This window comes from Catenulispora sp. MAP12-49 (assembly GCF_041262705.1).
In the GTDB taxonomy this organism is placed as follows: Bacteria; Actinomycetota; Actinomycetes; order Streptomycetales; family Catenulisporaceae; genus Catenulispora.
The window spans coordinates 247,244-258,413 of record NZ_JBGCCP010000014.1 but is presented as its reverse complement, the minus strand read 5'-3'; the positions used below and the strand labels follow the sequence as shown (position 1 = coordinate 258,413).

The 11,170-nt window shown below is 71.0% G+C and carries 10 protein-coding genes; 2 read left to right on the top strand and 8 right to left on the bottom strand.

Annotated features, from left to right (window positions below; genetic code table 11):
- Positions 1–185: 185 nt before the first annotated feature.
- Positions 186–1,466 carry a chitinase gene (locus tag ABIA35_RS25365; protein ID WP_370359538.1) on the bottom strand — a complete coding sequence of 427 codons (1,281 nt, stop codon included), beginning with the start codon at positions 1,464–1,466 and terminating at the stop codon, positions 186–188.
- A 274-nt stretch (positions 1,467–1,740) separates the two neighbouring features.
- Here ABIA35_RS25365 and ABIA35_RS25360 point away from each other — a divergent pair, with 274 nt between their 5' ends.
- Positions 1,741–3,015, top strand: coding sequence for a chitinase (locus ABIA35_RS25360; protein ID WP_370359536.1), 1,275 nt, complete (start codon positions 1,741–1,743; stop codon positions 3,013–3,015).
- A gap of 213 nt (positions 3,016–3,228) precedes the next feature.
- Here ABIA35_RS25360 and ABIA35_RS25355 read toward each other — a convergent pair whose 3' ends face one another.
- The 6 genes from ABIA35_RS25355 to ABIA35_RS25330 all read right to left on the bottom strand — a co-directional run bounded on the left by ABIA35_RS25355 (position 3,229) and on the right by ABIA35_RS25330 (position 9,314).
- The gene (locus tag ABIA35_RS25355) at positions 3,229–3,780 is read right to left on the bottom strand and encodes a TOPRIM nucleotidyl transferase/hydrolase domain-containing protein (RefSeq protein ID WP_370359535.1); all 552 of its coding nucleotides are present in this window, start codon (positions 3,778–3,780) and stop codon (positions 3,229–3,231) included.
- Positions 3,781–3,805: 25 nt separating this feature from the next.
- Positions 3,806–4,372, bottom strand: coding sequence for a hypothetical protein (locus ABIA35_RS25350; RefSeq protein WP_370344946.1), 567 nt, complete (start codon positions 4,370–4,372; stop codon positions 3,806–3,808).
- Positions 4,373–4,677: 305 nt separating this feature from the next.
- Positions 4,678–5,541, bottom strand: coding sequence for an SDR family NAD(P)-dependent oxidoreductase (locus tag ABIA35_RS25345; protein WP_370359534.1), 864 nt, complete (start codon positions 5,539–5,541; stop codon positions 4,678–4,680).
- Entirely contained in the window at positions 5,538–7,025 is a 1,488-nt protein-coding gene (locus ABIA35_RS25340) for a flavin-containing monooxygenase (protein ID WP_370359533.1), read from the bottom strand. Before ABIA35_RS25340 ends, ABIA35_RS25345 begins: the two co-directional genes overlap by 4 nt.
- A gap of 301 nt (positions 7,026–7,326) precedes the next feature.
- Entirely contained in the window at positions 7,327–8,607 is a 1,281-nt protein-coding gene (locus ABIA35_RS25335; RefSeq protein WP_370344943.1) for an NADH-quinone oxidoreductase subunit D, read from the bottom strand.
- 284 nt (positions 8,608–8,891) lie between these two features.
- Entirely contained in the window at positions 8,892–9,314 is a 423-nt protein-coding gene (locus ABIA35_RS25330; RefSeq protein WP_370344942.1) for a DUF5990 family protein, read from the bottom strand.
- A 93-nt stretch (positions 9,315–9,407) separates the two neighbouring features.
- On the opposite strand from ABIA35_RS25330, the gene ABIA35_RS25325 reads away from it, so the two are divergent.
- Positions 9,408–9,857 carry a hypothetical protein gene (locus ABIA35_RS25325; protein ID WP_370344941.1) on the top strand — a complete coding sequence of 150 codons (450 nt, stop codon included), beginning with the start codon at positions 9,408–9,410 and terminating at the stop codon, positions 9,855–9,857.
- A 47-nt stretch (positions 9,858–9,904) separates the two neighbouring features.
- Here the strand turns inward: ABIA35_RS25325 and thrS are convergent, their stop codons facing one another.
- Positions 9,905–11,134 carry a threonine--tRNA ligase gene (gene thrS, locus ABIA35_RS25320; RefSeq protein ID WP_370344940.1) on the bottom strand — a complete coding sequence of 410 codons (1,230 nt, stop codon included), beginning with the start codon at positions 11,132–11,134 and terminating at the stop codon, positions 9,905–9,907.
- Between the last annotated feature and the right edge of the window lie 36 nt (positions 11,135–11,170).

The window sequence follows — 11,170 nt, the reverse complement described above, 5'->3', positions numbered from 1 at the left end:
GCTTCCTCCAGACCCCACCTCACGATGACGCCCTTGCCTCCGGCTCGGAGTTAGGACCGCCTCCTCCTCCAGGGGACTTCCACCCCCAAACAACCACCCATGCTGGGCGCACAAACGCCGCCGCCCCGGCCTGGAACCAAACCGGGGCGGCGGCTGCCATCGTCAGGCCGCTCGGGGGCTTCTGCTCAGCAGGCGCCGTCGTCCTTCCAGATGTTCCAGGCGATGGCCGAGCCCGGCGTCACGCCGGTCGACCAGTACGTCGCCGTCCAGCTGTGGCCGTTGTACGACACCACGTCGTTCGGGACGTAGGAGGTGGTCGAGCTCCACGGCGTCGCCGAGCAGCCACCGCCGCCGGTCGTCCCGCCCGTGGTACCTCCGGTGGTGCCGCCCGTGGTGCCTCCGGTCGTCCCGCCGGTGGTGCCGCCGGTCGTCCCGCCGGTCCCGCCGCCGCTGCCGGTGTACGGCACGAACGCGTCGGCGAAGGCCAGCTTGGCGCTGCTCACCCCGCTGCACGTCGAGGACGCGCCGCCGCCGGCGCCGCCGGGGCAGGGCTGGTCGCGGTCGACCGACCAGTACGCCAGGCGTCCGACGCCGTTGGCGGCGGCGAACTGCTCGACGGTGGCGGCGTTGGCGGCGGTGAAGGTCGAGCCGTCGTCGTTGACGCCGATCATCGGGGTGATGCCGAGGTTGGCGTAGGTGTAGCTGGAGTCCACCGACTTCATCTGCGCCAGCGTGCTCTGCGCGGCCTTGACCGCCGCCGCGCCCATGTCCTGCTGACCCTGGTAGTAGTCCATGGTCATGATGTTGACCACGTTGATCTTCACGCCCACGTTCTTGGCGCTTTGCAGGATGTTGACGCCGTCCTGGGTCAGGCCCGAGGGCAGCACCGGGAGCGTCATCGAGAACTGCAGGCCGGGGTTGGCCGCCTGCAGGGCCTTCATGGCGGTGAAGTGGCGGGTGGCCGAGGTCTGGTCGGCGACGGCGGCGCCCTCGACGTCGAAGTCGAGCTGGTTCACGCCGTAGTCGCTGATGATGGCCTGGTAGCCGGCCTGGATCTGGGACTGGTTGGTGCACGTCCAGGCCAGCGGCTCGCCGGCGGCGCCGCCGGAGGAGATGATGACCGAGGCGCCCTCGGACTTGGCGCGGGCGATCTCGGGGTCGGTGTAGGAGTCGTTGCCGACCGGGAGGGTGTCGCCCCATTCCTGGGTGCAGCCGGTCCCGATGACGAAGGCCGCGGTGTAGGCCTTCAGGCCGTGCCCGGTGATCGCGGTGTCCAGGACCGGCTCCTGGCCGTTGGACATGTCGACGTACGGGGCGACCGAGTACACGCTGGCGCCGGCGGCGGCCGCCTTCGGACTGGCCGAGGCGCTGTGCGCGAGGGCGGTGGCCGTCGCGGCTATCGCGGCGACGAGCAACGCGCCGGACCGGACCGCCGTGCGGCGGCGGCCCGGGGGTGGAGTCTTCATGCGGGGGTCGTACCTTTCCGTGTGGGGACAGGAAGGTGACAGTGCGGGGCGATGTAATCGCCCTGACACCCAAAGTGGATTAGACCACTGACTGCTGTCAAGGGTCTAAACCACTGATCTTTTCTCGCAGGTCAACCGAGCGATCACTCGCGCTTGACCCTTATTTGCCGGCGCTTTACCCGGAACCCTTGACGGGGAGCTGGTCTAGTCCAATCATGATTCGCGACTCCGGAGTCTGCTCTTCCCTCCCTCCCCGCCACGTTTCGGAGACCCCATGGCAACCGCTAGTTTGAAGCGGCGATTGGCTTTGCCCACAGCGGCATTGGCCCTCGCCGCCGGCACCACCATGGCGCTGGCCGCCACCGGCCACGCCGCGCCCGGCTCGGCCCCGCTCAGCAGCACCTGGTACGCCTCAGCGCCCTACCTGATGCCGGAGGACAACTCGCCGCCGGACGTCTCGGCGGTGATGGACGCCACCGGCCAGAAGGCCTTCCAGCTGGCGTTCATCCTGGCGCCCAACGGCGGCGGCTGTTCGGCGACCTGGGGCGGCACCAGCCCCATCGGCTCGGACACCACCATCCCGGCCGTCATCAGCACCATCCGCGGCAAGGGCGGCGACGTCTCGGTCTCGGTCGGCGGCTACGGCGGCACCAAGCTGGGCCAGACCTGCGGCAGCGTCGCGGCCACCGCGGCGGCCTACCAGCAGGTCATCACCACCTACTCGCTGCACGCGATCGACTTCGACCTCGAAGAGCCGGAGTACGAGAACACCGCGGCCATCGCCAACGAGCTCGGCGCCGCGCAGACGCTGCAGAAGAACAACCCGGGCCTGTACGTCTCGGTGACGATGCCCGGCACCAGCGCCGGCACCGGCTGGTTCGGCACGCAGCTGCTGGACCAGGCGCACACGATCGGCTTCACGCCGAACAACTTCTCCATCATGCCCTTCGACGGCGGCTTCAGCGGCGCCGCCTCGCAGGTCTCGGCCCTGGAGGCGTTCCACGGCCTGCTGGAGACGCACATGGGCTGGGACTCCACGACCGCCTACCAGCACGAGGGCGTGTCGATGATGAACGGCCGCACCGACGCCGCGGAGTTCTTCTACCAGTCGGACTTCCAGACGGTGCTGAACTACGCGACCAGCCACGGCCTGGCGCGCTACACCTACTGGTCGGTGAACCGCGACCGGCAGTGCAGCCCGCCGGACAACAACGGCACGCTGTCCGGGAGCTGCTCCTCGGTCCCGCAGAACGCCTGGGACTTCACGAAGTTCACGGCGCAGTTCGCCGGCGTGGCCACCCCGCCCCCGCCGCCGCCGACCACCAGCACCACCCCGAGCACCACGCCTCCGACCACGCCGACCACGTCCACGTCGTCCACCGGCGGCGGTGGCGGGACGTGCACCGCGGCGGCCTGGAACTCGCAGACCGCGTACAACGGCGGCGCGGTGGTGTCGTACAACGGCCACCAGTGGACGGCCAAGTGGTGGACCGAGGCCGACACCCCCGGCGGCGCGGCCGGCGTGTGGACCGACGACGGGCCCTGCTGACGTCGCCTGACGTCACGCCGATGACGCCGGCGCCGCCGCTCAGGTCCGACGCCGACGCCGACCCCGGGACGCCCGCGTCCCTGTGAGATCCCTGATGCCCCGCACGCCGACCCCGCTGCGGGGCATCAGGCTGTTCTCGGCCGAAACGGAGAACCGACTCTCCACCGGGAGGTAGACACAAGCGCTGAAAGCCTTGCCCCGGCTCATTTCGCGTTACACCCGGGCCAGCACCGCGTCGAGCGGATACGGCACCTGATCCGAGGGCACCATCTCGACCAGCAGCCGCGCCCAGCGCTCCTTGCCGCCGCTGCGGCCGCCCATCATCCGCCGCAGCTGGTGCACCAGGCTCTTGTCCCGCATCGCGGGCTGGCGCTGAAGGGTGCGGAACGAGCGTTCCCCGCCTTCGGCGATCACCAGGCGGAGCACCTCCTCGGCGCCGACCGCGCGGATGAGTTCGTCCTCCAGGTCGGCGCGGCAGACGAAGAAGCCGAACTCCTCCAGGTCCTCGGTCTTCGGGCCCGGGTCGAACCCGGCGCGCTCCAGGCCCAGGCGGAAGAAGCGCTCCTCGGCCTCGTCGAACAACCCGGCCAGTACCAGGCCGCGGCCATGGGGGCCGTAGTCGTGCAGATAGCGCGCGGCGTTGGTGGCGCCGTCCATCGCGACCACCTCGATGCCCTCGGCGGCCAGGTCGCGGCCCCGTCGCAGAGCCAGCGCGCACAGCGCCGCCTGGTCGCTCACTCCCTCGACGAGGATGGCCGCGCGCATGCGTCGAGGATAGATCAGCGGCCGATCAGATGCTGAGGATAAGCGCCACGGGTACCAGCACCAGGGTCAGGGCCACGACCAGGTACAGGCTGAACACCGCGCCGTAGCGGGCCAAGTAGCGCAGGGGGTGCGCGGGCACGGCCGGATCGCCGCCGGCGTCACGCCCGCCAGCACGCCCGCCGCCACGCCCGCCGTCGCTCTCGCCACCGCCACCGCCACGCCCGCCGTCGCCCTCGACGGCGCCGGCGTGGTCGTCCGCGCCGCCGACATCGCCGTACCGGGCCCCGTACACCGCCAGCACGACCAGGCCCGCGGCCAGCCAGCCCAGCACCGCGCCGCGCAGGTCCCCGTCGACGCCGCCGGGGCCCCACCCGGAGGCCGAGTACAGCCCCCAGGTCCCGAAGGCCGCCAGCGGGGGCCACACCAGCAGCGCGATCTCGTGCGCCGCCATCCGCAGGCTCTCCGTGGACCACACCACACCGCGCAGCTCACCGCGCACCCGCAGCCAGTTCCAGGCGAGCCGCACCGGCATGAGCACCGGGAAGCAGACCGCGTAGAGCACCGAGGCCGGGACGGACAACACACGCACCATGCGGGCCACGGTAGGCCGCCGCGACACGCAGGGGATCGGGATCCCTACGTCACGGACTACTTATTCGGGTGTTGATACCCTGATGGATTGTCGTGCCATCCGCCTCTGGACGATCCTTCCTCCCGGATCGAAGCTCTAAGAAACCACCCGATCCGAGGAGTCGCACATGTTCCCCATGGGCCTGGTCATCCTCATCGCCGCCGTCGTCGCCGTGGCGCTGGCGTTCATCTGCCTGATCGACGCACGCTCGGACCGCTGAACCAGCACCCTGACCAACTCCCTGACGAGCACCCTGGCCAGCACCGCTAGCGCTTGGCACCGGCCCGCGGGTTCAACCGCACGAAGGCATCCCAGTACGTCGCCGGGAACAACCGGGCCAGCAGGTCCGGCACCCGCGCCGACAGCGCGATCAGCACCCTGCCACGCCGGTGCCGCACCCCCTCGATGATCCGGGCCGCGGCACGGTCGGCGGGGTAGGTCAGGACCCTGTTGAACGCCCGCATCGCCTTCACGCTCTGCTCCTGGTCGGCACCGGCGGCCACGCGCGCGTCCAGGGCGATGCGGGTCTTGATGCCGCCGGGGTGCACACACGTCACGCCGACCTCGCCGGCCAGCTCGTGCCGCAGCGCCTCAGTGAAGCCGCGCAAAGCGAACTTGCTGGCCGAGTAAGCACTCTGCCCGGGCGGGGCGATCAGGCCGAACAGGCTGGAGGTGTTCACCACGTGGCTGCCGGCCGACTCCCGCAGCCGGGGCAGCAGCGCCCGCGTCAGGGCCACCGGGGCGGCGAAGTTGACCGCCATCACCCAGTCGAACTCCTCGGCCGAGGTCTCGGCGAAGGTCCCGGCCAGCGCCACTCCGGCGTTGTTGACCAGCAGGTTGAGGACCGGCTCGGCCTCGAGGATGTCGGCGGCGAGCTTGCCGACGGCGGCGGCGTCGGACAGGTCGGCGACGAACGTGCGCACCCGGGCCTCGGGCCGGCGCCGCGTCACGGTCCCGGCGACCGCCGTCAGCCGCTCGGCGTCGCGGTCCACCAGCACCAGGTGGGTCCCGCGCAGCGCCAGGCCGTAGGCGAGCTGCTCCCCCATGCCGCCGGCCGCCCCGGTCACCACCGCGACCGCGCCGTTGAAACGGAACGGCGGCAGCTTCGGGATCCCGCTCACTGTGGTCACGAACCAGTCCTCGCCTTCTCCCGCCGCGTGGGACGCAGCGTCCTGTCCAGATCTGTCCGCATGGTAGTGGCCGCGTCCAGGATGTAGTTCTGCCGCACCCGCCACGGACTGCGGTGCCCGGCGCGCGGGAACTCCTGGATCGAGCGCCGGATGTAGCCCGAGCTCAGGTCCAGCAGCGGCCGCTCGCGCAGCTTGCCGTCGGGCGCCGGCACCACCGAGGCGAAGTCGCGTGCCGCCATGTGGTTCAGCACCTTGCACACCAGCCGCGAGCTCAGGTCCCCGCGCAGCGTCCAGGAGGCGTTGGTGTAGCCGATGCAGACCGCGAAGTTCGGGATGCCGGTCACCATCGCGCCGCGCCACACGAACTGCTCGGCCAGCGGCACCTCGACGCCGTCGACCTTCGGCGCGATCCCGCCGAAGGCCAGCAGGCGCAGGCCGGTCGCGGTGACCACGACGTCGGCCGGCAGCACCTTGCCCGAGACCAGCCGGATGCCCTCGGGCACGAAGGCCTCGATGTGGTCGGTGACCACGTCGGCCTTGCCGCCGCGGATGGCCCGGAAGAAGTCGGCGTCCGGGGCCGCGCACAGCCGCTGCTCCCACGGGTTGTAGCTCGGCGTGAAGTGCTCGCGCACCAGCGCCTCGTCCTTCAGGAACCTGGTCGCCAGCTTCGTGAGCACCTTGCGCGCGGCGGCCGGACGGCGGCGGCAGAACTGGTAGACGCCGATCGTGAAGGCGATGTTCTTGGCCCGGATGATCCGGTGCGCGACGCGCGGCGGCAGCACCGCGCGCAGCTGGTCGGCCAGCTTGTCCCGGCCCGGCACCGCGCCGATCCAGCTCGGCGAGCGCTGGAGCATGGTGACGTGCCCGGCCTCGCGCGCCATCGAGGGCACCAGCGTCACCGCCGTCGCGCCGCTGCCGATGACCACGACGCGCTTGCCGGCGTAGTCCAGGTCCTCGGGCCAGAACTGCGGGTGCACGACCGTGCCGCCGAAGTCCTCCAGCCCCGGGAAGTCGGGGGTGTAGCCGCTGCCGTAGTCGTAGTACCCGGCGCAGGAGTACAGGAAGTCGCAGGTCAGCGTGCGGCGCTCACCAGCGCCGTCGCCGTCCCCCTGCCCGGTGCCCTGCTCGACCGTGACGGTCCACCGCTGCTGCTCGCTGGACCAGTCGGTGCCCACGACCTTGGTCCGGAACCGGATCTTGTCCTCGATCCGGAACTGCTTGGCGGTGGAGCGGATGTAGTCCCGGATGGTGTCCCCATCGGCGATCGACTTGGGCTCGCGCCACGGCCTGAAGGCGTACCCCAGCGTGAACATGTCGGAGTCCGACCGCACGCCGGGATACCGGAACAGGTCCCACGTCCCGCCGATCGCGTCCCGGGCCTCCAGGATCACGTAGCTGCGCCCCGGGCATTCGGTCTGCAGCCGGTACCCGGCCCCGATCCCGGACAGGCCCGCGCCGACCACGACCACGTCGAAGTGCTCCATGCCCACAGTCTGACCGAGGATGCTTTACGCGACAAGGGTTTGTGTAAAGAAGATTCGCGGCGTGTCGCCGGCCCCGGGTCCCGCTGGCCCAGTGTTCCGTCAGCCCAGGGTTCCGTCAGCCCAGATGCCGGCCGTGCAGGTGGTGGTGGCGGATGCGGGCGATGGTGCGGTGGCGGCGGATTTTCCCGTGGCGCCGCCTGAGTTTCTGCTTCTGGTTCACGTGCGTCCCCTTTCGCAGAGTTCGATGCCTCGAACCTAGTCACGGGACGTGCACAGTCAATACCTCAGCGCAGCGGCCGGTTCAGCGGTCCGCGCCGCCCAGCACGGGATCCACCGAGGCCACCACCGCCACGACGTCGGCCAGCATCCCGCCCTCGGCCATCGCCGACACCGCCTGCAGATGCGTGAACGAGGGGTCCCGCAGGTGCACGCGGTACGGCCGGGTCCCGCCGTCGCTGACCACGTGCGCCCCCAGTTCGCCGCGCGGGGACTCCACGAAGGAGTACACCTGCCCGGCGGGCACCGCGAAGCCCTCGGTGACCTGCTTGAAGTGGTGGATCAGCGCCTCCATCGACTGCGCCATGATGTGCTGGACCCACTCCTCGGTGGTGCCCAGGCCGTCGGCGCCCAGGCCCAGGCGGGCCGGCCAGGCGATCTTCGGGTCGGCGAGCATCACGGGCCCGGGCTCCAGCCGGTCCAGGGCCTGCTCGACGATGCGCAACGACTCGGCCATCTCGTGCAGCCGCACCAGGTAGCGGCCGTAGGCGTCGCAGGAGGTCTCGGTGGGCACCTGGAAGTCGTACGTCTCGTAGTCCAGATACGGATCCGACTTGCGCAGGTCGTGCGGCAGCCCGGTGGCCCGCAGGATGGGACCGGTGACGCCCAGGGCCATGCAGCCGGGCAGGTCCAGATGGCCGACGTCCTTGGTGCGTCCCATGAAGACCGGGTTGGCGTTCAGCAGCTTCTCGTATTCCAGGAGCCGCTTCGGGAACTCCGCAATCAGGGTCCTGATGGCCTCGTCGATCCCCTCCGGCAGGTCCTGCGCGAGCCCGCCGGGCCGTACGTAGGCGTGGTTCATCCGGTTGCCGGTGATCGCCTCCAGGATGTCCAGGATCGGCTCGCGGTCCCGGAAGCCGTCGGTCATCACGGTCATCGCGCCGAGCTCCATGCCGCCGGTGGCCAGCGCCACCAGGTGCGAGGAGATGCGGTTCAGCTCCATCAGCAGGACCCTGATGACGTTCGCGCGCGGCGGCACCTGGTCCTCGACGTCGAGCAGCGCCTCCACCGCGCGGCAGTACACGGTCTCGTTGAACAGCGGCATCAGATAGTCGGCGCGGGTCAGGAAGGTCACCGCCTGGGTCCAGTTGCGGTACTCCAGGTTCTTCTCGATCCCGGTGTGCAGGTAGCCGATGCCGCAGCGCGCCTCGACGACGCTCTCGCCCTCGATCTCCAGGATCAGCCGCAGCACCCCGTGCGTCGAGGGGTGCTGCGGCCCCATGTTGACGATGAGACGGTCCTGGGCGCCGGGCCCGGCTCCAGGCGAGCGTTCGGCGTCACGCAGGACTTCGTCCCAGTCATACATATCGTCGGCTGTTACCGCATTCGCAGCAGTCAAACGGCTATGCGCGGTACGGGAGGAATTCCGCAGGTTGGTCCCGGTGCGCGGGGTGCCCTGAATGGGGGATCGAACGCCCGCGACGGGCCGGGCGCGGCGCCGCCGAAGAGGCCCGGTTCGCGCGTATATTCGAAGAAGTGGACTGCCGCCGGGTGTCCTGCAGACGTACTACTCGGGCGGCAGTCCATCTTCTTCGGAACCGGGCGGCCTCGACCTCGGTCTCGGTCCCAGCCTCAGTCTTGGCCTCAACCTCAGCCCGCGGTCCACTCCACGGCCGGCGGCAGCAGCCGCGCGGTGATCGGCTGGCCCTTGTCGTCGGTCAGCGGGAACTGCGCACGCAGCGCACCGGCGGCGACGGCGGCCTCGTACACCTCCGGCGGGATCGCGGAGAGCATCAGCTTCGAGCGGCAGAACATGGTGTAGCCGCCGTCCTCGCCGATCCGGTTCCACGACAGGTAGACGAAGCGGCCGCCGATCCCGTCCTGCACCTGCCGGCCTCGCAGCGTGTGCTCGCCGCCCTTGGTGGTGAACGGCTCCACGCTCAGCTCCCACACCGCCTCGTCGGCGTCACCGCGCACCGGGTCCAGCAACTCCGCCGGCTTGCCCTTGCCCTGGACGGCCACCGCGATGCGCGGCATGCCCGGCAGATCGCGTCCCTCGATGCGCAGCAGCATGTGACCATGCTCGCATGGCGGGCGGACAGTCCCCGGGCGCCGCCGCGCTGCGTATCCTTTTGCGGTGAACACGCGAGCGACGGGGGCGGGGCGATGACGATCTGCGAAGTCCGGCACGCGACGAGCCACGACACGGTCGAGTCCTGGCAGCGCCGCGAACCGGCCCTGCGGGCGGCGGCGGTACTCGGCACAGGCCCGGTCGCCGCGGCCCTGGCCGAGGCGGCGCGCGCCCTGATCGCCGACGGCGCGCCGCTGCGCCTGGTCGCCGACCCGGAGTACCTGGTCGTGCTCGGCGAGGAGCCGGCGCTGCCCTGGGTGGACGGCGCACGCTACCTCGGCTGGGACGGCGGCGCCCTGACCCTCACCACCCACCGCGTGCTCCCGGCCCCGGACGTGTGGCGCGAGGCGGCGCTGGCGGCCGGCACCGCCGAGCCGGGCTCCCTGGTGATCGTGCTGCCGGACCAGGTGCTGATCGCCGGGGCGGAGCACGACGCCGAGATCGCGGCGTCGGCGCCGGCTCCGGTCGCACCACAAGTCGGCTGAGTCGGCCAAGTCGGCTGGACCGCCGGCAGCAGACCCGCACTACGCCACTACTCCGCCCACAGCACCTTCCCGCGAGCCGCGACCCGCTCGGCGATCCGCTTCCCGGCCTCGGCCACCGACATCGCCTCCAGCTTCCGCCCGTCGCGCAGCCGGATCGCGACCGCGCCGGCCGCCGCCTCCCGTCCTCCGATCACCGCCTGGTAGGGCGCCAGCCGCGCCTCGCGGATCCGCGCGCCGAGGGTTCCCTGCTCGCGGTCCAGCAGCTGCGAGCGCAGGCCGAGGTCCAGGCACAGCTCGTGGAACTCCCGGGCCGCGTCCGCCTCGTCCTCGCCGACCGGCAGCACCGCCACCTGCACCGGGGCCAGCCAGGCGGGGAAGGCGCCGCCGTGCTGCTCGATCAGGTGCGCCATCACCCGCTCCATGCTGCCCACGATGCTGCGGTGCACCATGACCGGCCGGTGCCGGGCTCCGTCGGCGCCGATGTACTCCAGGCCGAACTGCTCGGGCTGGTGGAAGTCGATCTGGACGGTCGACAGGGTCGACTCGCGGCCGGCCGGGTCGGCGATCTGTACGTCGATCTTCGGGCCGTAGAACGCCGCCTCGCCCTCGGCCTCCTCATACTCCAGGCCGGAGGCGGCCAGCACCTCGCGCAGCATCCCGGTGGCGCGCTCCCACATCTGCGGCTTGTCGACGTACTTCCCGCCGGGTCCGGGCAGCGACAGCCGGATCCGCGCCGCCTGGATCCCGAGCGCGTCGTAGGCGTCGCGGATCAGTTTCAGCGCGTCCTGCGCCTCGGCCCGGACCTGCTCCAGGGTGCAGAAGATGTGCGCGTCGTTCAGGGTGATGGCCCGGACCCGGGTCAGGCCGCCGAGCGCCCCGGACATCTCCGAGCGGTACATCCCGCCGATCTCGGCCATCCGCAACGGCAACTCGCGGTAGCTGTGCGCGCGGGAACGGTAGATCAGCGCGTGGGTCGGGCACAGGCTGGGCCGCAGCACCATCTGCTCGGCGCCGAGGTCCATCGGCGGGAACATGTCGTCGCTGTAGTGCTGCCAGTGGCCGGAGATCTCGTACAGCTCGCGTTTGCCGAGCACCGGCGAGTAGACGTGCCGGTATCCGGCACGTCTTTCCGCGGACCGGATGTACTCCTCGACCTCATGCCGCACCACCGCGCCGTCGGGGAGCCAGTACGGCAGCCCGGCGCCGATCAGCGGGTCGGTGTCGAACAGGCCGAGCTCGCGGCCGAGCCTGCGGTGGTCGTGCTGGATCTCGCTCATGGGACCTTCTCCTCGCCAATGTGTCGCCGCTGTGTC

Bases quoted from the DNA above. Each gene is read 5' to 3' on its own strand.
- ABIA35_RS25325 (WP_370344941.1), top strand. From the start codon at position 9,408: ATGACGATCTGCGAAGTCCGGCACGCGACGAGCCACGACACGGTCGAG.
- ABIA35_RS25335 (WP_370344943.1), bottom strand. From the start codon at position 8,607: ATGTATGACTGGGACGAAGTCCTGCGTGACGCCGAACGCTCGCCTGGA.
- ABIA35_RS25340 (WP_370359533.1), bottom strand. From the start codon at position 7,025: ATGGAGCACTTCGACGTGGTCGTGGTCGGCGCGGGCCTGTCCGGGATC.
- ABIA35_RS25330 (WP_370344942.1), bottom strand. From the start codon at position 9,314: ATGCTGCTGCGCATCGAGGGACGCGATCTGCCGGGCATGCCGCGCATC.
- ABIA35_RS25350 (WP_370344946.1), bottom strand. From the start codon at position 4,372: ATGGTGCGTGTGTTGTCCGTCCCGGCCTCGGTGCTCTACGCGGTCTGC.
- ABIA35_RS25360 (WP_370359536.1), top strand. From the start codon at position 1,741: ATGGCAACCGCTAGTTTGAAGCGGCGATTGGCTTTGCCCACAGCGGCA.
- ABIA35_RS25355 (WP_370359535.1), bottom strand. From the start codon at position 3,780: ATGCGCGCGGCCATCCTCGTCGAGGGAGTGAGCGACCAGGCGGCGCTG.
- thrS (WP_370344940.1), bottom strand. From the start codon at position 11,134: ATGAGCGAGATCCAGCACGACCACCGCAGGCTCGGCCGCGAGCTCGGC.
- ABIA35_RS25365 (WP_370359538.1), bottom strand. From the start codon at position 1,466: ATGAAGACTCCACCCCCGGGCCGCCGCCGCACGGCGGTCCGGTCCGGC.